The organism is Ruegeria sp. HKCCD6604, from assembly GCF_013110635.1.
Lineage (GTDB): Bacteria > Pseudomonadota > Alphaproteobacteria > Rhodobacterales > Rhodobacteraceae > Ruegeria.
In genome coordinates, this window is the sequence record NZ_WVQW01000012.1 from 60,182 (window position 1) to 79,821 (window position 19,640).

Annotated in this window: 15 protein-coding genes; 8 read left to right on the forward strand and 7 right to left on the reverse strand. The window is 56.0% G+C overall.

Translation table 11 applies throughout. The features are described from left to right. Positions 1–25: 25 nt before the first annotated feature. The 3 genes from GS614_RS20010 to GS614_RS20020 form a co-directional block, all read right to left on the reverse strand. Entirely contained in the window at positions 26–1,051 is a 1,026-nt protein-coding gene (locus tag GS614_RS20010; RefSeq protein WP_171617578.1) for a glycosyltransferase, read from the reverse strand. Then, the gene (locus GS614_RS22525) at positions 1,048–2,535 is read right to left on the reverse strand and encodes a hypothetical protein (protein WP_216601225.1); all 1,488 of its coding nucleotides are present in this window, start codon (positions 2,533–2,535) and stop codon (positions 1,048–1,050) included. Before GS614_RS22525 ends, GS614_RS20010 begins: the two co-directional genes overlap by 4 nt. Positions 2,536–2,735: 200 nt before the next feature. Continuing rightward, the gene (locus GS614_RS20020; RefSeq protein ID WP_171233828.1) at positions 2,736–3,446 is read right to left on the reverse strand and encodes a methyltransferase domain-containing protein; all 711 of its coding nucleotides are present in this window, start codon (positions 3,444–3,446) and stop codon (positions 2,736–2,738) included. 632 nt (positions 3,447–4,078) lie between these two features. On the opposite strand from GS614_RS20020, the gene GS614_RS20025 reads away from it, so the two are divergent. After that, positions 4,079–4,645, forward strand: a complete 567-nt coding sequence (locus GS614_RS20025) for a VPLPA-CTERM sorting domain-containing protein (protein ID WP_171120516.1) — start codon at positions 4,079–4,081, stop codon at positions 4,643–4,645. A 59-nt stretch (positions 4,646–4,704) separates the two neighbouring features. On the opposite strand, the gene GS614_RS20030 is transcribed toward GS614_RS20025, so the two are convergent. The 4 genes from GS614_RS20030 to GS614_RS20045 are packed head-to-tail and all read right to left on the reverse strand — an operon-like array spanning position 4,705 to position 8,829. Beyond that, positions 4,705–5,589, reverse strand: a complete 885-nt coding sequence (locus tag GS614_RS20030) for a glycosyltransferase family 2 protein (protein ID WP_171727165.1) — start codon at positions 5,587–5,589, stop codon at positions 4,705–4,707. Continuing rightward, positions 5,570–6,397 (reverse strand): CpsD/CapB family tyrosine-protein kinase, encoded by an 828-nt coding sequence (locus GS614_RS20035; RefSeq protein WP_171172442.1) that lies wholly within the window; start codon positions 6,395–6,397, stop codon positions 5,570–5,572. Before GS614_RS20035 ends, GS614_RS20030 begins: the two co-directional genes overlap by 20 nt. 31 nt (positions 6,398–6,428) lie before the next feature. Next, positions 6,429–7,970: a lipopolysaccharide biosynthesis gene (locus tag GS614_RS20040; RefSeq protein WP_171120508.1), complete on the reverse strand. Its 1,542-nt coding sequence runs from the start codon at positions 7,968–7,970 to the stop codon at positions 6,429–6,431. 1 nt (position 7,971) lies between these two features. After that, a complete protein-coding gene (locus GS614_RS20045) occupies positions 7,972–8,829 on the reverse strand; it encodes an ExeA family protein (RefSeq protein WP_171120590.1) in 858 nt (285 codons plus the stop codon). A gap of 754 nt (positions 8,830–9,583) precedes the next feature. On the opposite strand from GS614_RS20045, the gene GS614_RS20050 reads away from it, so the two are divergent. From GS614_RS20050 to GS614_RS20080, 7 genes are all read left to right on the forward strand, one after another. Next, positions 9,584–10,174 carry a sugar transferase gene (locus GS614_RS20050; protein ID WP_367397139.1) on the forward strand — a complete coding sequence of 197 codons (591 nt, stop codon included), beginning with the start codon at positions 9,584–9,586 and terminating at the stop codon, positions 10,172–10,174. Positions 10,175–10,243: 69 nt separating this feature from the next. Then, on the forward strand, positions 10,244–12,697 hold the full coding sequence (locus GS614_RS20055) for a tetratricopeptide repeat protein (RefSeq protein WP_171727166.1): 2,454 nt from the start codon (positions 10,244–10,246) through the stop codon (positions 12,695–12,697). Positions 12,698–12,819: 122 nt separating this feature from the next. Next, positions 12,820–13,431 (forward strand): polysaccharide biosynthesis/export family protein, encoded by a 612-nt coding sequence (locus tag GS614_RS20060; protein ID WP_170346999.1) that lies wholly within the window; start codon positions 12,820–12,822, stop codon positions 13,429–13,431. A 156-nt stretch (positions 13,432–13,587) separates the two neighbouring features. Beyond that, on the forward strand, positions 13,588–15,015 hold the full coding sequence (locus tag GS614_RS20065; RefSeq protein ID WP_171727167.1) for a hypothetical protein: 1,428 nt from the start codon (positions 13,588–13,590) through the stop codon (positions 15,013–15,015). Between the two features lie 201 nt (positions 15,016–15,216). Further along, entirely contained in the window at positions 15,217–16,767 is a 1,551-nt protein-coding gene (xrtD, locus tag GS614_RS20070; RefSeq protein WP_253285470.1) for a VPLPA-CTERM-specific exosortase XrtD, read from the forward strand. Positions 16,768–16,945: 178 nt separating this feature from the next. Then, positions 16,946–18,493 (forward strand): hypothetical protein, encoded by a 1,548-nt coding sequence (locus tag GS614_RS20075; RefSeq protein WP_171617583.1) that lies wholly within the window; start codon positions 16,946–16,948, stop codon positions 18,491–18,493. A 44-nt stretch (positions 18,494–18,537) separates the two neighbouring features. Continuing rightward, positions 18,538–19,638, forward strand: coding sequence for an acyltransferase (locus tag GS614_RS20080; RefSeq protein WP_171617584.1), 1,101 nt, complete (start codon positions 18,538–18,540; stop codon positions 19,636–19,638). Positions 19,639–19,640 lie beyond the last annotated feature (2 nt).

Consider the following 19,640-nt stretch of genomic DNA (forward strand, 5'->3'; position numbering starts at 1 on the left):
TTTTCGGCGGGTGAAACCTGACAGGTTAACTTCGTCTGACCGACAAGTTATGCCGTCTGCCCAGCATGTGATATTCGAACAGGCACCAGACATAGATGGTGGCCGAATAGACGTAATAGACCTGGTGGTAGAGCAGACATTTGAACGCAAACCACGGCCCGCCATGCCCGGACATGGCGCGCACCAGATCCAGATTGGCGACAAAGGCCGCGGCCAGTAACACAAAAGGCAAAGGCCAGCTTCCCGGCCAGAACGGCAGGGCCAGAAGCGACAGCAGCAACAGCCCGGCGATTGCGGCCCGTGCCCGCTCGGCCATCGAGGTGTTCAAGTCATCGGTCAACCCCTCGCGCGAGATCATCAGCCGGGCCCAGGGCAAGGCGCGGCAGAAGATATCCGTGCTCAGGCTGTTGCGGATGGTCCAGACCTTCAGATGTTTGCCCTGCAAAAGCGGCTCGACCAGGATACGTCTGCCGGTGGCCGCGATCCGGTAACCCAGTTCGATATCCTCGATCGAAGGCACCTCATAGGTTTTGACATCAAAGCCACCAACTTCAAGAAACACGTCGCGCCGGATGGCGCCACACCCGGCCCAGAAGGTGCGCGCCTCGCGGCGGGCGCGTTGATGGTGATAGCGGTGCAGAAGGTTCTTGTAGCGTGAAAACCAGGCCTGCCCGTCCGGGGCGTCATCATAGGATCCGAACACGGCGCCCACATTGTCTTCGGACATCGCCCGGCGAATGTGATCCGGGCCGTCCGGCCAGGCGATGACATCGGAATCCACGAACCACAGGATATCGCCCGTGGCCTGCTGGGCGGCCAGGTTGCGGGCCGCTCCGGGGCCGCCATTGACGGGCGTGGTCAACACGGTTGCGCCCATTTCCCGTGCCAGCGCCGCGGTGCCGTCGGGGGATTGGTCATCCACCACCAGAACCTGCTGCACCTGACCGGTATTCAGCATTTCAATCAATGGCGGCAAAACGCGCGGCAGCAGATGTTCGGCATTGTAGGCCGGCATGACCACGCTGATGGAAAGGGGGTGATCTGAACTCACGAAGGATCTCCGGCAATGATACGCGAAGCGCCTGAGCGCTGAACAAGGAAAAGAAAGGCCGCCGTAAAGGGCAACAACCACATCACGCGCGCGCCGTAACGATCCGCGGGTTGTGATACTCCTCCGCAGACCAGAGCGTTGACCGCTATTCCGATCAGGATGAACAGCGCAAACAGCTTCATGTCACGCGACACACGACCCGGCCGCAGCAGAATGAAAACGATAAAGGCAAAAGAGACGGCATAGATCACGCCGTGCACGATATTGGCCGTTTCTATCCAGCCCCTGTCCTGAGACAATGAACCGCCTTGGAACATATCGGGCCGGATATCTTCCATTCTGGCCAACCAGCGGGCGTTTTCCAGTTCCACAGCCGTTGGGATCGTCATGGCAATGCTATAGCGCAATACCTGCTGATAGCCGTTCCGGGCCAGTGCCAACGAGGTGGAAAGAGGCCGGGACAGGAAAACCGCCTTGGCGAATTCCCGTTGGGACAGGGCAACCCGTTTCTGATCTTCGGGTGACATGAGCCGGAATGAACCCAGGTTGGGGGAGCGTTCGAAAATGATATGGGAGGGTGTCAGCCTGTAGGGATCATCTGACCACGACAGCGCTTCGTGTAGTGCGCAGGTGGGCACTTCGGCATTCGGACAGACCTCGTCCAGATAATCCATGCCCGGCCCGTCAACGATGAGCCGCGCAGTGATATGCGGCGTATAGACGACCTCTTTGTTGGTGGCGATTTCCACGGTGACCTGAAAGGCCTTGCGCTCGGCCAGTGCCAGCGCCAGAACCATCATCATCAAGATTGTCGCGCGCCAGCGTCGTGGTCTTTTCCCCCAGAGCGCGGCCAAAGCGACAAAGGGTATCATTAACGCCGCAACCGCCAGATGAGACGGGTGCAGAAGGGCGCTGAACAGGGCCAGAGCGGATATCAACAAAAGATCCCAGGTCTGCATTATCCGCCCAAAAGCCGTCAGCAAGGCAATCACGATCAGCAACACCGGGGCAAAAATATCCGGCATCATGTAGGCAATATAAAACGGCAAAGAGGTACTGGCCGCCAACAACAAAGGCACCGCAGTCATCATGACTGTGTTCGGCGTTCCACCCGGCGACCGGCCAGCGGTTCGCGCCAGCATCCAGACGGCCAGCAGCGTGGCAGCCAGATGCAATACCGGAAGGATGGACAGGGCATCGACCCGAACAAGCGCAGCCATGATGAGGCCATAGATCAGTGACCGTGATCCGGTTGCGGTGTTATCCTCATCTGCGTTGTGGGTTACACCTGCCGCAACGCTATCAGCTGTCGGCGGAAGGAAACTGCTCAAGGCCACATTTCCCTGCCGGATATAACTGCCGGTATCGAAGTAATAAAGCGGCCCGCCATTGATTATGAGAACGGACAGGCAGACCAACAGCGCCGCGATCAACAGGAGGAAAGCCCCGACCGTCCAAGATGGCTTATCCGAAAGAGCCGACACGGTCATATCCGTTCGGCGACCAGCTTCGCCGCAAGTACGGTGTGCTGAAAGCAAGCAACTATTGCATTCAGTCCGTCTTCCAGTGCCATTTCACAGGGATCAAAATCAGGCGCGTTCATCAGCGTCCTCGGCAGCCTCCATCAATCGGGCCATAAGCGGTGTTATCCCACTCCGGTCTCTGCCGGCATGGCGTTAAGCAATCATTTGATAGCAAGAAAACCTTCAAAACAAATATACTTCTGAATACTCATCACATCCTTGAAACCGGCCCGGCCCAGCAGATCCAGATTGCCCTGGGTGGAAAACGGCTCCAGCACGCTTTTCAGGCTGCGCGCCTTTTCGACGATTTCCTCGCTTGAGAATCCGTTACTAATTTTGAATTCGTTGTAGAGCTGAGTCACAAGATCCTGGAACCGCGCATCCGGCCCCCGGACTTTTTCGAACATGACAAACGCACCGCCCCAGTTCAGGGTGTTGTAGATCTTGGTGAACAGTTCCTGCCGGTACCGGGGCGGGATGAACTGCATTGTATAATAGCTGACGATCATGTCCGCCTTTTCCATCTCCATATGACGGGCATCGTCATGAAGAATGGAAATGTTCGGGACATCCGCGCAATGAGCTTCGGCGACCTTCACCATTTCAGGTTCGACATCGATCCCGATCCAGCGTGCGTCAGGCTTTCCCGCATTATGTTCTGCCAGTTTGCGGATCAACTCCCCGGTCGATGTGCCGATTTCATAGCAGAGACTGTCATTGCGGACGAAGAAATCGGAAACCTGACAGATCAGGCCGTGACCCATTTCATAAAGAGGAACAGACAATTTGATGTGGTCGACAAACGTATCGGGAACACTGCCCCCAAAGGTCCAATTCGCATTCTCAGCGGCTATGTTCTGGCCAACACCCATGCGCAATGTCTCCTCGCTAAATAGGCAGGCACAATAGACAAACGGCTAAACAACGACTTCCGATTGAAAATGCGTGCCTGAACTTGGTACAATAACAACCCAAAGCTACACGAAACTTTCGGACCGTCGAAGAATAAATATGGCGGAACCCGGGTTTGTGGCCTTTTTCCCTTCTGTCGCGATCCGCAGGGCCCTTGTGCCGGGCAGAAAGTAGACAGTGCGCTGAAATGGTTTGTATTGTTTCTTGCCTTGCGCAGAACGGGGGCGCCCGTCATGTGAAAAGGCGTGCCGGTTGCATTTTATGACAGAGTGATCGGGGTTGGTTCTGCATCGCCCGAACCGGTTCGGATTATGCTTGGTGCAGTGTGAAAACGCTCGGAATCGCCGGAAAGTCGGTATGTTCTCCAGACGCAGATTCGCCTTATTCGGGTGATTCTGGTTCACGATGGGGAAACAAACGGTAACTCAGACATCCATTGTGCCGGCCAATGGGCGTTTGTGCCCATAAAAAGCCACAATTCTGAGAAAAATCCTTCGCAATCAAATAGAAATGAATTATTAATGATTGCAGTAGGTGCCCTGCCGAGATTTCGAGCGGGTTGTGTGTATAAAAATCAAAGGTGGGACTTTGTATGTTTAGAACTTTTAAAATGATGGCGGCGGGGCTTGCTACTGCTGTGATGATGGCCGGATCGGCCAGCGCTCTGACTTCGGTGTCAGCGGGTGGTGGTCCTCTTCCGGGGGGTGGATATGACATCACCTCCGACACGCTCTTCTCCGGTACGGTTTCCACGATGGGTGGACCCGGGGCTTACATGATCAACTTCCAGTCGCCCATTGATCCTCTTTTTGGTGTTGCGAACGCTTCGATCACCATCAATCTGCTGAGCACGTTCACAGGTCTGACAGTGAGCTGGGTCGACGCCTTGAATCCGGCCAACGTGCTGGCATCGACGTCGGTTCTGGGTGGTGTTCAGACGACACTCAGCACGCTGTTCAGCAGCGTCAGTCCGAACACCTTGAGCCAGAATTTGGTGTTTAGCTGGGCCAACTCTACAGGGGCAACCGATGCCAGTGGCAAGCCGGTGCCGGTTACGTTTGATTTCGACGTCGCACCAGTTCCGCTGCCCGCCGGTGGTCTGCTGCTTCTGACCGCGCTTGGTGGTCTGGCTCTGACGCGTCGCCGCAAGGCCGCCTAAGCGACACACAAACCTGACAAACAGGACAAGGGGCCGTTTCGCGGTCCCTTTTCTTTTGATCAGATGTTGCCACCTGCCGCCTGGCGCAACATCCAGATCATCCGCTGACATCTGAGCCGGAACAATGTGATGACCGCCCGACTGGTTTCGCCCGCCGAGGACAGCTTGTCGCTTCTGAGGATTTTCGGGGTGTGCACAATTGCACTGGCTGGCATGGCCAATCCACGGATCGCCCACCGCATGCGCGCGGCGGCGTTGGTGCCATGCAGCAGATATGCCTCTTGTGTCGTGCGCCGCCATTTGGCCTTGAGCGCGGGCCAATTCTGCCGGGATGGATGGCTGACACGAAAGTCGTCCCGGTAGATCAGGCTATACCCGCGCGCGACCGCGCGCATGGTCCATTCCCGATCTTCCGAGACACCGTTGATGAACCCGCCGATCGCATCGAACACATCGCGTCGGGTCAGCAGGTTGCCGGCGCCGGAAAACCCCTGAACCTCGATATACCTGCGGAAGTTGAATGCAAAAACAGCCTCGAACGCTTCTGCGCCGCTGCGCGGGGGTGGGGTTTCGTCAAAGACATCTACCCGGCCACCAATCAGATCGGCCTGATCCGCGACCTGACGCCCGACGCTCAACCAGTCCGGCGCGGGTACGCAATCGGCGTCAATGAAAAACAGTCGGGGCGCCCTGGTTTCTGCAACTCCGCGATTGCGGGCATGGGCCGCGCCCTTTTGGGTTTCCACCACGAAATGCACCTCGGGAAAGGCCTGGCGCATCGTATCCAGCGAAACCGGAGAGTTGTTGTCAACGACAACGATTTCAGTTGCCGTCAGATCATTCTCTCTCAGGGCAAGAAGACATCGTTCCAGCCGGGGCAAATCGTTGTAATGGGGAATGATCACTGCATCGGCCGGGGCCGTATCAGTAGGATCCGTACTCATTGCCAAACGTCCCGCTGATGTATCGGCATTTGTTCAGCACGATCCCCATGACGCTGGTCAGTTCCGCCAGTTGCTGTTCGGCAACGTCAATATGGTCAATGCTGGTTTCTTCGGCGGCCGCCAGAAGCAGGGCACAATCGACGTTCCTGAGAAAGCCGTGGCTGTCATCGCTCATCATCAGGGGGGGCGTGTCGAACAGAATGACGTCGGGTTTGTAATCCGCCTCAAGCTGTTCGAGAAATTCGATTGCCCGTCGGCTTTGCAAGATCTCCGCCGGATTGCGCGTGGGCGTGTAATTCAGCCCGAAGATCACGTTCTTGCCATACCGCAGCGCATGTTCGTGAAACGGCACCGACCCCTGAATGACGTCGGCCATACTGTGGTTGCCGGTTTGCTTCAGAATCTCGGCCAGCCCCCTGCGCCGCATGTCGAAATCGATCACGATCGTCCGCAGATCTTCCTGCCGCCCCAGGCTGAACGCCAGGTTGGCCGTCGTCGTGCTTTTGCCGCACCCGCTGTACGGGGAGGTCAATGCCACCCTGCGCCATTTGTTGGACAAGATCTGTTGCAGCATCTTGGTCCGCAACATGTCATAGGGGGTGGCGTCTCCGCCGCCAGCAAGCGATGCAAGCCGGTTGCGCACTGCGAGCTTTGGGTCGATCTGTATCTCGGGTACGCTTTGCCACCGGGCGTCACAAGCGTCTTCTGACGGGGCGTGACGGGGCGGTTGTTCCATGACCGGCGGCGGGCTTTCGCGGCTCTGCCGTTCCTCGCGCGCCTTTTGAATCGCTTTCTGAAGACGGTCCATCACACATTCACCAAATCAATCGAAACAATACTCACCAGTATGTCTCCAGTTTATCCATCACTCTCTCGGTAATAAGATCGAGGGGTAGGTAATAGGTATGCACCGCCCAGACCCCGGCTGGTACTCCGATTAGAATAGCCAGTATGATCCCACCCCATACCGCGCGCTGCATCAACACTTCACCGCGTGATGGAGCATAGGGAATAGTGGCGATCGGCCAGACCTCAAGCTTGTTGATCAGGTCTTCGGGCCGACGCACGGACCGATTCAGGACCTCCAGCAAAACCACCAGCCCCAGCCCCAGCAGGATACCAAAGGCCGATCCCCCTCCGGCAATCATCAGGCGGTTGGGTTTCGAAGGCTCGCTTGGCGTAGAGGGATGCTCAATGACGGAAATACGTTGCCCTTGGGACGTGACCTCAATCCGTTCCCCGGTCGAGGCTGCGGCCAGACGGCTGACTGCGGCATTGTACTGGGTTTGGATGTTGTCATGTTCGCGCTGCAGTTCAGACAGTGTGATGGCATTGGCCGGCGTCTGATCGATGGTCAACGTCAGAGCGTTAAGACGGTCTTCCATAACCCGTTTCTGGTCCTCTAACGCCGAAATCTGCGAGTCGACCTGGGCCAGTTGCAGATCAAGGGCCGAGTTGCCTGTTTGTACATCAACCGGGGCTGGGTTTGTTGCCTGTTCGGCGGCAACCACTTCCTCGAGCTTTTCGATCCGGGCTTGCAACAGCTTAATCTGAGGGTTGTTTTCGGAATAAATCACACGCTGATTATCCAGTTGATTCCGCAACTGGCTCAGCTGTTGTTGCGCAGGGGACAGGTTCTGCTGGGAGACCCCGACAACCTGACCGGTTGAACTGAAGATATTCACCAGCTTTTCGCGCTGCGCTTTGAGCGAAAAGATCTGTTGGTCTGTTTGTTCAAGATTGGTCTGCAATGCCCCCTGCTGCGCCAGCCGAAATTGTAGGCTGTCGGGCAAGGCGCTGGAGTTTTCATTCTTGAACTCAAGGATACGGGCACTGCGCCGGCTCAACTCGTCGCTCAGCCGTTCTACTTCGAGCTCGAAGAAAGCCAGGGTATCTGTGGCCCGTTCCTTGCGATAGGTGACATCCAGCTTCTGGATTTCCGTCAGGTATCTGTTCAACACACCTGCCGCAATCTGGCCACTGCGCGCCTCGAAGGTGATTGTCATCAGATTGGCCTGATTGAGACCCCCGGTGATCCAGATCGAGGTGCTCTTGCGCATGGCGTTGACGATCTGATCGGGGGTTGCCTCGTCCTGATCGGGCAGAACCTCAAATTCATGGGCGATATCAAGAAGGACCGGCCGGGTCAGCAGGCGCTGTTCGATGATCTGCAGTTGCTCTGCTGCAGGTGTGGTCACAGTACTCGCGGCCAGGCTGCCTGGAATCTGGGGCGATTCCACGATCAGGCGCATCTGAGACAGGTAGGTCGGGGGCAGCGCCCGTGCTATGATGATCGATGCCACAGAGACAATGAGCGCGACGATCAGAAAATACGGAAACCGCCTCAGGAAAATGGAAAAGTAATAGCGAACCGGGCCCATATCAGACTGTCAGCTCCTTCTCGAGTGAGTTTCCGCCAAAGAACACGCCATCTTTGACCACTTGCTCCACAACCTCTTCATCCACTTTCTCGGCCTCATTCGTCCAGGCATAAAGCAGGGCAAAGTCGCAGAACTGATTTACAAGTCGCGGAACACCGCGCGTTTGTGTGAAAATCTGCTTGCAGGCCTCTTCGGTGAACTCATCGCCTGAACCGCCAGCCGTTTTCATCCTATGTCTGATATAGGCTTTGACCGAAGACTCATCCATCCGTTCAAGATGAAAACTTGCGGCAACGCGCTGTGTCAGCTGGCGCATCTTGGGATCAAGAACCATGTCGCGCAATTCAGGCTGACCAACCAGAACAAGCTGGATCAGCTCATCCGTATTCGAGTTGATATTGGTCAGCATCCGGATTTCTTCCAACCCTTCGACGGTCAGGTTCTGCGCTTCGTCAAAGATCAGAACCACCCGCCGGCCCTCGGCATATTCCGCGACCAGGAAATCCTGCAGTGCCCGGAATATCTGTACATAGCTTGCATCCGCCTCGATCGGCAGACCCAGCGCGTGCAGGACCCATTGCAGCAGCTCTCCGCGACCGCCCTGCGCATTCGAAATCAGCCCAACCGTGATCGACTGCTCCATCTCGCTGAGGAGATGCTGTATCAGGGTGGTTTTCCCGGCCCCGATTTCCCCGGTCAGCACGGTGATGGGCGCACAGCTCATGATGCCGAATTGCAGGACCGAGTAACCGCGCTTGTGCAGCGGCGACCAGTACATGAATCCGGGATCCGGAAGCAGCGTGAAGGGCCGTCGGTCAAGCCCGAAATAATCTAGATAAAACCCGTCGCTGGACGCCATTGCACCTCGGTTGCCTTCTGCCTTGTCAAACCTCGTACTGGCCCCCCGGAGATTATCCAAACTCATACTCTGAACCACCAGAAATCCCTTACACAACGAACACATCACATAAACAAAAAGTACTTGGGTACTAGTTTGTCACAAAATCAAGATAGCAGGCACCACTAAACTGCACACGCGGTGAATTGACCTTCCCGCTTTCTCAATCTGAAGTGATCGGTGCGATTGTTTCCGTTGTGTCCTTATTAGGTTGACCAAAAAAGAGGCGACCAGAACCTGATGTGATCACACATTAAAAAAGATTCTAAGGGCGGAAATCAAACCTAAAGGGTGAAATTTTCGCCCATTGTGTCCCACGGGGAAACGAAAGTTCATGAATTTGCGGCCAATCAGCTGATCGCATCTTCACGATACTGTAAAAAAGCACCTGTATTCAGCGACCAGAGAACACGTTCGCCAGCATTAATGTTTTGCAAGGCAGGTGGAATTTGTTAACAGTTGGATACGGGAAAGCGGCCTCGCAAGTGAGTAAGTGCAGGGTCGAAGTGGTATAAAAATATAAGATTTTAAATATATGTGGTTGAGGTCGAGCGTGTTCGGTTCGTAAGTTTGGTGAGTGGTTCGTGAGTAATTGTGTGTGTTGGGGGTTTAAATAGTGACAAGTCATTCGAAAGAAGTGGCCAACGCTGGCGCGGGCTACTCCGGTATTTCTGTTGTACCCACTCCGTTGCCGTGTCGAGGGGTGTACAGAAGTGTGGGCAAGCGTCTTTTTGACATTGCGTTCGCTTTGCTCGCAGCACCTTTCGTTGTGCCTTTTGTTCTTATGCTGGCCGCATTTTTGGCATTCCAGGGCGTGACTCCGTTTTATCGGCAGGAACGGCTGGGCAAGAACGGCAAGGCGTTCAAGATGATCAAGCTACGCACAATGGTGCATGACGCCGAAAATGTGCTGCAAGAACATCTGAAAGAAAACCCTGAAGCCCGTGAGGAATGGAATCGCGACCAGAAACTGCGGAATGATCCGCGCATCATCAAGTTCGGGACATTCCTGCGCAAATCCTCGATGGATGAGTTGCCGCAATTCTGGAATGTTTTCGTTGGCGAAATGTCCGTGGTTGGCCCCCGCCCCATGATGGTTTGCCAGAAAGAGCTTTATCCAAACAACATGTACTACAGAATGCGCCCTGGGATTACCGGCTCATGGCAGGTCTCCAACCGGAACAACTCGACATTCGCCGAGCGCGCGCAGCATGATGTGGAATACTGGAAGGATATGTCGCTCAAGACGGACATGCATATCCTGTTTCGGACAATTTTTGCGGTTCTGCGCGGGACCGGTTGCTGAAACGGTCATTTTGTAGCCTTTTGGGATGGCTGTATCCTTGTTGCGCCCAGATCGTGTGGAAACCTACCCATGAACCAGTCCGTCTTTTCTCGTCTCCCACGTCTTGCATCGCTTCTGTGTGCTGCGTTCCTGTTCCTGAGTGCCTGTGACACCGCTGAAGAGCGGGCCGAGAAACATTATCAGGCCGGGCTGGCCTTGCTGGAAGAGGGCGACGTCGAGCGCGCTCTGGTCGAATTCCGCAACGTCTTCAAACTGAACGGCCAGCACAAAGAGGCGCGCCTGACCTATGCCCGGCTTGAGCGTGATCGAGAGAACATCCCAGTCGCATTCGGCCAGTACCTGTTGTTGGTCGAACAATACCCGGACAATTTCGAAAGCCACTTCGCACTGGCCGAGATGGCGTTTGACTTGGGCAACTGGGACGCTGTCAGACGCCATGGTGCGATAGCCGCCGAACTGGAACCCGACAATATAGAGGTCGAGTCCATCAATAACAGCCTGGCCTATACCGACTCGATCCGTAACGGGGATGTGGCCAGAACGGATTCCATCATTCGGACCGCACGCGAAATGATCGACCAAAAACCCGATCTGATGAGCGCGCGGAAAATCGTGATCGACTGGCTTGTCCGCAACGAACTCTGGGATGATGCGGTCAACGAGATTGATGCCGCACTGGCCGTAGTGCCGAAGCAGGACAATTTGTACGCGATCCGACTGCGTGCCCTACAGGCTCAGAACAAACACGAAGAGATAGCTTTGCAGCTCAAAGGCATGCTTCAGCTTTACCCCGAGGATGAGGGCGTCGAGGCGATGCTGGTTCAGCATTACATCGACTGGAACGAGTTGGATGCGGCTGAGGATATTCTGCGCGGGAAGATCGACCCTCAGGCCGAAGATCACATGCCAACTCAACGCCTTATTGCATTCCTGAACGACCATCGCGGTCCCCAAGCCGCTATCAACGAAATTGATGCAATCATCGCGCAGGATAGTACAAACGCCGCAAAGCTCCGCGCATGGCGGGCCACTTTGAAATTTCACAGCGGGGACACGCAAACCGCGCTTTCTGAAATGCGCAATCTTCTGGCAGATGCAGAGCGAACCGCACAAACCCGGGAAAACGAAGTAGAATTTGCCCGGATGCTGTTCAGCGAGGGGGAATCTGAAGAAGCTCGCGCTTTGGTCGAAAAGATTCTTGAAGAAGATCCGAAACAGGTGGGGGCGCTCAAGTTCAAGGCTGCCTGGTTGATTGAGGATAATCAGACCGGTGATGCGATTATCCTGCTGCGCGAAGCCCTGAGCCAGACCCCCCGCGATCCGCAATTGATGACCCTTATGGCCAATGCTCACGAGCGCAACGGCGATCGCGAACTGATGGGCGAAATGCTTGCCCTGGCTGCGGAGATGTCCCAGAACGCAGGAACCGAGGCTGCGCGCTATGGTCAATATCTGCTGTCAAAAAATGACTTGGAAATCGCCCAGAGCGTGTTGCTGGATGCCTTGCGCAAAAGCCCGCAAAATCCGGACCTGCTGTCTCTGCTTGCCCAAACCTACATGCGTCAGCAGGACTGGGACCGCCTTGAAGCTGTTCTGAAGTCGCTCGAAGCGCTGACAGACCCCAACGCGCAACGCCTTTCGAACGAGCTCAGGGCATACATGCTGGCCTCCCAGAACCGCTCTGACGACCTGATGGAATTTCTCAACGAATTGGCCGCAGATCCCCAATTCGGCTTGCCCGCTGATATCGCGGTTATCCGACTGATGCTGGCTCAGGACAAACACGAAGAAGCCTTTGCCCGGATCGATCAGAAACTTACGGAAACCCCGGATTCCCTGCCATTGCGCTTTGTAAAGGCACGTGCGCTGGCGGAAGAAGGGGAACTTGACAAGGCCGAACAGATTTATCGCGCGATCATCGATGAGCGCCCTGACATAACACGGGCATGGGTCGCGCTTCACATGCTGGAAGCCGAGCGTGGCAATATCGAAAAAGCCCAGGATGTCCTGGCCGAGGCACTGATTGCCCTGCCCGAAAATCCCGATCTGCTATTTGTGCAGGCAGCGCTTCACGAACAGGCCGGCGATATGGAGCAGGCCATTGCCGTTTACGAAAAGCTCTACCCCCTCAGTGGCCAGTCGATTTTGGTTGCCAACAACCTTGCCAGCCTGCTGACAACCCAGCGCAACGATGCCGAAAGCCTGCAACGAGCGCATGTTTTGGCGCAGCGTCTGCGGGGCACGCAAGAGCCCGCCTTTCAAGATACCTATGGCTGGGTGGCGTATCAGGTCGGCAACTATGAAGAGGCCGTCCAGTACCTGGAATCTGCGGCACAGGTTTTCTCTGGGCATCCTCTGGTCTTGTACCATCTGGGCAAAACATACGCCGCTCTGGACCGGCACGAAGAAGCTTTGCGCAGTTTTCGTGCAGCTGAAGCGACCGGGGCAGCCTCGGCTGAGATTGCCTCATCCATAGAGGCCGAGATCGAACGGCTGGTCACGATGAGCAACGCAGGTCAGTAAGCGCACAGAGTGCACGCGCGCCGCCGCTGCATTTCTGCCGCATCTTGTATGTATCAGACTCCCTGCTGATTGTTTTGCAGCTTGTGGGAAGGCATAAGTAGGAAAAAGTGAGAGATTTGAATATGCGTACAGTCATCGGGTCCTTGACCGCACTTGTCATTACCATGATCGTGGCCACCGCATCATGGGCGCAATCCTATCAAATCCAACCGGGTGATGCGCTGCAGGTTGAAGTTCTCGAAGACCCCACCCTGAATCGGACCATTCTGGTTCTGCCGGACGGGTCCATCAACTTTCCGCTTGCCGGCTCGATCCGTGCGGCCGGTCAGTCGACCAGCGGATTAAGCGCGTCGCTCTCATCGGCGTTGGCCTCGAATTTCAATACGCCGCCGACAGTCTTTATTTCAGTGGCGTCGCTGGCTCCGCCGCCGCTTCTGGGCGGACAGGCCGCATCCGGACCAACCATCGATGTTTTCATCATGGGTGAGGTCAATGTGCCCGGCAAGCATCTGGCAACCGAAGGCACAACAATTCTCCAGGTTTTGGCTCAGGCCGGTGGCCTGACCAATTTCGCGGCTCGCAAGCGCATCGAATTGCGCCGGGCTGACAGTAAAACAGGCGTGATGAGAAAATACACCTATAACTACAAAGGCTCGGGCGGTGGCATCCAAGGCAATACAGTGCTTAGACCCGGAGACGTTGTTGTCGTACCAGCACGCCGCTTGTTCGAATAGGGGCTGATACAGGTGGGGAAATCCAGGAGCAGGCTGTCCACCATTCTGGGGGGCGGGATCGCTGTCATAAGTTCGTTTACACCAGCTGTCGGGCAGCAGGCCTCGACACAGCAAACGACTGCGCAGCAAACACAAACCTCGACACAGCAAACATCCGTGCAGCAGACAACCGTCGCACCGACGGTTGTGCAGCAGACACCCAGCCAGCAACTGATCGCACAACGGGCACAACGAAACCCGGCCCGAAGGGTCGGCCTGCCGACCGGTCAGCAGATTGGGACCGGCCTGAGTGTGACCCTGGATTATCTCTCGTCGCTCAGACATGACAGCAATCTTCGCCTGACCGATCCTTCGCTTGGGTCCACGACCTGGTGGGAGAATACGCTGGCATTGGGTATTCTGAAGCAGACCTCGGATTCGAGATTGGCTCTTGACCTTTCCGGACTGTACCGGATCGCCAATGAGCCGATTATCGGGACGGATTCCAGCTTTGCGGACCCGTCTGCCCGCCTGTCGTATCAGCGGTCGCGCCAGAACAGCCAGCTTGACCTGCTATTGGATTACCGCGAACAGGATCTGGCTTTTAATCGTTCACTGACCGACACCAATCTGGATGGCAGAATTGATGCCGCCGATGTGATCGGAACCATCGGGGATCAGGTCAACTCCTTGGGCAACCTGAATTGGCAAACCGGCCTGAATGATCCAATCGGGTTCCAATTCATCTACAGCTATAGCGAACGCACTTATACAAACACAATCGATCCGAACCTGTTCGACAACAAGTCAAGCAATTACACGGCGATCACGACATTGCGGGTGTCACCGGTTTTTCAGGCCAACTTGCGTCTCGGCTACACTGATTTCTCGGCAGAGGACAACGTGCGAACCGATGAGCAAACAACGGTTGTGACAGTTGGCGGGACCTATGACGTATCCCCTGTCACCACCGTCAGTGCGAATATCGGTTACAGTCAGGTGGATGACACGCAGCGCACAACCAATACCAACACCGTAACCGAGGATTTCGTCTGGGATTTCGCATGGAGCAAAACCCTGCCAGACGGCTCGGCGGATTTTCAGATTGACCAGACATTCGGGGTCAATGGGTCACGGATAAACGCAACGGCCGGCCGCAGTTTTCAGCGCGCCAACGGCGTGTTGAGCTTCAACGTGGGCCTGACCAGAGGACCATTCGACGAAGTCACACCGATCGGGCAGCTCGACTACAGCTATCAGCTGGCCAGTTCCCGGATCGGGGCAACGGTGCAGCGCCGGGTCGGCACCAGTACGCAGAGCATAGAAACACGCGAAACACTGGTGTTTCTGACATATGACTATTTCATCAACCCGGTATCGGGGCTGTCTTTCAGTATCGATTACATCGACCAGGAAGACGAGGGAACCGGTCAACCCAACCCGCGCCAGCGCGGTACGTTCAGTGCGTCCTATACACGGGCGGTCACGAAAGACTGGGCCGTAAACGTGGGGTACCAATATGAAATGGACGATCAGAACGGCTTTAAGGCAACTTCAAACTCGGTCTTTCTGACTTTGGGCCGGCGCTTTTCTCTCAAACCCTGACGCTCATTCACGCGGTTCATGATATCGACAATCAGGACATCCCGCGCCCAATGTCCCGAAAACGGATCAAAATAGCGGGAGCTTGAGCCGTCATAATTTCAGGCCGCACCTTATTGTGCATGATGGACCGTGATGCATCACCTCGATTCGAAAAACAGCCGCAGTAATATCCTTGAAGCGGCCAGAAGAGGCTTGCCGGTCATGAACACCGTCGGGCTGTTCTGGTTTGTCCTGCTGCTGCTTGGATCGATACCCGTCTTCTGGATCGGGATCGTGTCTCTGGGCGCCGCCTGGAGCACCCCCGAATACAGCCATGGCCCGCTGATCCCGATCATCTCGCTGTATCTGTTCCTGCGTGAATTGCGGGATATGCCGCCCCCCAACCCGGTTGTGCATGATCGCTGGCCAGGCGTGCTTGTGATTGCCGCGGCCCTGCTCATTGCCATTCTGGGCAACCTGGCCCGTATTCCCGATATCGTCACCTATGCCATGATCATCTGGGTGGGCGGCGTCATGCTGACCGTGTTCGGCTGGCAACGGGGCAAATACCACCAGCTGCCCGTGCTGCATCTGGTGTTCATGCTGCCGCTGCCGCAGTTCATCTATTGGAAGCTCACGATCTTCCTGCAATGGATTTCGTCCGAGCTGGGCGTCTGGTTCGTGCAGATGGCCGGTGTTTCGGTTTTCATCGAAGGCAACATCATCGATCTGGGGGTCTACAAACTGCAGGTGGCCGAGGCCTGTTCCGGGCTGCGCTATCTGTTCCCGATCCTGAGCTTCTCGTATCTCTTTGCCCTGCTTTACCGTGGCCCGATCTGGCACAAGGTGGTTTTGCTGGTTTCGGCGGCCCCTCTGACCGTGCTGATGAACTCGATCCGCATTGGCGTGATCGGCGTGCTGGTCAATCAGCACGGCATCGAGCAGGCTGAAGGCTTCATGCATTTCTTTGAAGGCTGGATCATCTTCCTGCTCTGCGTCGCCATTCTGTTCCTGATGGCCATCGGCTTGCAGCGCCTGGCGCCGAATCCGCAACCCTTTGCCGAGACCATTGATCTGGATACCCAGGGGCTGGGTTCTGTTGCCTTGCGTATCTTTGGCATTCGCGCATCGGTGGCGCTGGCGGTTGCGGCCCTTCTGACGCTTGCGGTTTCAACCGCCTGGACCCTGCGGCCCGCTTCCGAAGTGCGGCCTGTGGAACGTGACCCGTTTGTTCTCTATCCACGGCAGCTTGGCCCCTGGTCCGGGTCGCCTACCACGTTGGATCCACAGGTTGAACAGGTTCTGGGGGCCAGCGATTACCTCAATGCCACCTATATCAATACCGGATCGGGCGACTTCGTGAACATGTTCGTGGCCTTTTACGACAAGCAGACCGACGGCGACGGCATCCATTCGCCCGAAGTGTGCCTGCCGGTGGGCGGCTGGGAAATCTTCAGCCTTGAACCTTATGAGATCAACCCGGGCAACACGCCTTATGGCAGCTTTACGGTCAACCGCGCCGTGATCCAGAAAGAGCTGTCAAAACAGCTGGTCTATTACTGGTTCGAGCAGCGCGGCAAGCGTATGGTCAATGATTTCCGCGCCAAGATGAGCGTCATTCAGGACGGCTTCACCATGGGGCGCACCGATGGCGCTCTGGTCCGGTTTGTGACCCCCATCCTGCCCGGTGAAACCGAAGCGGATGCGGATGCAAGGTTGCAACGTTTCATGGAGCCAAGCCTGAACCGCCTGCCGCGTTTTGTACCGTTTTGAGGAGGGACCGGACAACACGCAATCAGAGCATTCCCCGCAACACCGTGTGTCGTAAAACATGGCACGCCGATTCAAATGATTGCGGCACGACAAAAAATGCATGATGACGTGCTTCTGACAGTAAGGGATCAGGTTTTTAGTTTTTAAGTGTATGGTTAGAAATGTGCCCGCGGCAGAAATGAATATTGCTCCTCAAAGCCGTTCTTTGCGTCCAGTTCTGGCGCTGACCCTCTTGGTCAGCCTTGTTCCGCTCTGCGTGACGCCAATTCTTCCGCTGACGGATTTCTATGCCCATATCGCACGCTACTACATTCTGGCCAAACTGCCGGATTTTGACGTATTGCAGGAAAACTACGAAGCCGCCTGGCAACTGCTGCCCAATCTCGGGCTGGATGTTCTGGGCACGGGTGTCATGAAAGTGCTGCCCCCGCTTTTGGGTGCCAAGCTAATCGCCGGTCTGATCATTGCGGCCCCGTTCGTGGGTATTCTGTATCTGTCACGTGTTCTGCACGGTCACCTCCCGGTGCTCAGCGTGCTGCTGGCCGGTCTGGTCGCGTATAACCACATCCTGATCTGGGGGTTTTCGAATTTTCTGCTTGGATTGGGGGTTCTGCTGGGCGCAACCGGCTATTGGATTGCGGCACAGAACCACCCCGTCCGGCAACTGGCTGTCACGGCCTGTCTGGGGCTGATCCTGTTTTTCATTCACGGGCTGGCCTTTGCGTTGTGGGGCCTGCTACTGAGTATGGTCGAGCTGTCCCTCGCCCTATCATCGGGCAACATGGGCCCCCGTGTACTGATCCGCAGGGCCGCCCGACTGGCCCTGATCGCCGTTGCGCCGGCTTTATTGTTCATCCAGACAAAAACTGCAGGAGGCGGAGTCATCACGCCAGTGACCAACCTTCTGGCTCATGCCGAGCAAGGCACCTTATGGCGTCGGCTGGGCACCGAAGCCTATCTGAGAATGGATGGCATTCTGCGTGTTGCCGACTCGACATGGCGCAATTTCGACTGGGGCTTTGGCCTGGTTTTATGGGGCCTTCTGATCGGTGGCCTTTTGGCCGGGATATTGCAGATCGACAGGCGTATGAAACTTGCCGCAGCGTTGTGCGGGGTGCTGATCCTGATCATACCCCCGAACCTGTTCGGTGTCGGACATCTGAGCGAACGTATTCCGCTTTTGATGTTGGCGCTTTTGGCGGCAAGCCTGTCCCTGAACCCCGACGCTAAACCTATTTCACGCCGGGCTGCCGTTGCGTCGATCGCCGGGCTGCTTCTGGTGCGGAACCTGATGCTGACCGTTGGATGGTATCAGGATGGCAAGATCTACAGCGCATATCTTGATGCGCTGAGCCGCCACGATACGCGTACCCTGGGGGCCGGGGTTTATATTGAAGACGCCCGGGACGCATGGGTCTTCAAGCCCAGTTGCAGGCCCCTGTCCTTTCTCATGATTTTCAACGGCACCGCCGTTCCAACCTTTGCCAACCCCACCCAACAACCGCTGCGCATCACCGGAGCGCTCACCCATGTGCAAAGCACAGTTCAGAAAATTGTGTTGGAGGCCAATCACACGCTGCCATCGGCCTTGAATGCATTGTCGAACGCCAAAGCCGATACAATCGTGACATGTTCCACGGAATCGTTTCCGCCACAGGTTCAGGGTTTCGAGATACTTGCAGCAACTGAACCGTGGATATTGTATCAAAGGATAACTTCCAAATAATTGCGGACCCATATGTTTATGCCACCAACCCAGAGGACTCGCGGATGAAAGACCAGGATGCGCATGCTGCCTCGGGCGATCCTGCGCGCTGCTATATCGCGGACCGGGCAGACGGGCGGGACAACAATTTCAACCTGATCCGGATTCTTGCCGCCAGCGGCGTGCTTGTATCGCACGCCTATCCGCTCAGTTGGGGTGGCGCGGTTGGTCAACCGTTTGAAACTGCTCTTCACGGGCTGTCCCTGGGCATGGTGTGCGTATGGATCTTCTTCGCCATTTCAGGATTCTTCATCACACGCAGCTTCGATAGAAAACGGTCTGCCAGTTCATTTCTGATCGCCCGCGCGCTGCGTCTGTTTCCGGCACTTGCGGTCGTGACAGGGATTACCCTTCTGGTTGCCGGGTTCATACTGACACAGGCCCCTGCATCCGTTTTCTGGGCGCAGGCCGGGGAATTTTTTGTGCGCAACATGTTGCTGTTCAAGATTCAATACGTGTTGCCCGGCGTGTTCGAATCCAACCCGTACGGCCCGGCAGTCAACGGCTCACTCTGGTCGCTGTCTTACGAGGTCACCTGCTATATCGGTGTATTGATCTGCGGCATCCTCGGCATTCTGGGTCGGAAAAAAATCTTTGCGGTTGTTACCCTGCTGTTCCTGGTCGTCTATGCGGTGGCCATGGTGACCGATCTGAACCCGCGCATCGAGCAGCTCACCCGGCTTGGACTCCCCTTTCTCACGGGGATGGTCTTTTATATCTGGCGCCAGCACATCCCGCTGTCCCCGATCCTCTTCATCACGGCAACGGCGCTGTCCATTGTGGCCTGGTTCACGCCGCTGTTTCTGCCGGTCTTTGCCGTCTGCCTGTCATATGTGGTGTTTTTCTTGGGTTACGCGAAAACGCCTCTGCTGCTGCATTACAACAAGCTGGGCGACTATTCCTACGGGGTCTACATTTATGCCTTTCCCATCCAGCAGTTGGTGGCGCAGGCCGGGGTCACCACCCCCATCGTCAACATGGCCATATCATTTCCACTAACGATGATCTGCGCGATGCTGTCATGGCATTATGTTGAGGCCCCAGCCATGCAATTGCGGCACCGGAAGGCTCAAAAGCCCCTGAAGACCAAACAGGCTGCTGAATAGCA

Bases quoted from the DNA above. Each gene is read 5' to 3' on its own strand.
- GS614_RS20080 (WP_171617584.1), top strand. From the start codon at position 18,538: ATGAAAGACCAGGATGCGCATGCTGCCTCGGGCGATCCTGCGCGCTGC.
- GS614_RS20045 (WP_171120590.1), bottom strand. From the start codon at position 8,829: ATGGCGTCCAGCGACGGGTTTTATCTAGATTATTTCGGGCTTGACCGA.
- GS614_RS20030 (WP_171727165.1), bottom strand. From the start codon at position 5,589: ATGAGTACGGATCCTACTGATACGGCCCCGGCCGATGCAGTGATCATT.
- GS614_RS20020 (WP_171233828.1), bottom strand. From the start codon at position 3,446: ATGGGTGTTGGCCAGAACATAGCCGCTGAGAATGCGAATTGGACCTTT.
- GS614_RS20060 (WP_170346999.1), top strand. From the start codon at position 12,820: ATGCGTACAGTCATCGGGTCCTTGACCGCACTTGTCATTACCATGATC.
- GS614_RS20025 (WP_171120516.1), top strand. From the start codon at position 4,079: ATGTTTAGAACTTTTAAAATGATGGCGGCGGGGCTTGCTACTGCTGTG.
- GS614_RS20040 (WP_171120508.1), bottom strand. From the start codon at position 7,970: ATGGGCCCGGTTCGCTATTACTTTTCCATTTTCCTGAGGCGGTTTCCG.
- xrtD (WP_253285470.1), top strand. From the start codon at position 15,217: ATGAACACCGTCGGGCTGTTCTGGTTTGTCCTGCTGCTGCTTGGATCG.
- GS614_RS20055 (WP_171727166.1), top strand. From the start codon at position 10,244: ATGAACCAGTCCGTCTTTTCTCGTCTCCCACGTCTTGCATCGCTTCTG.
- GS614_RS20035 (WP_171172442.1), bottom strand. From the start codon at position 6,397: ATGGACCGTCTTCAGAAAGCGATTCAAAAGGCGCGCGAGGAACGGCAG.
- GS614_RS20075 (WP_171617583.1), top strand. From the start codon at position 16,946: ATGAATATTGCTCCTCAAAGCCGTTCTTTGCGTCCAGTTCTGGCGCTG.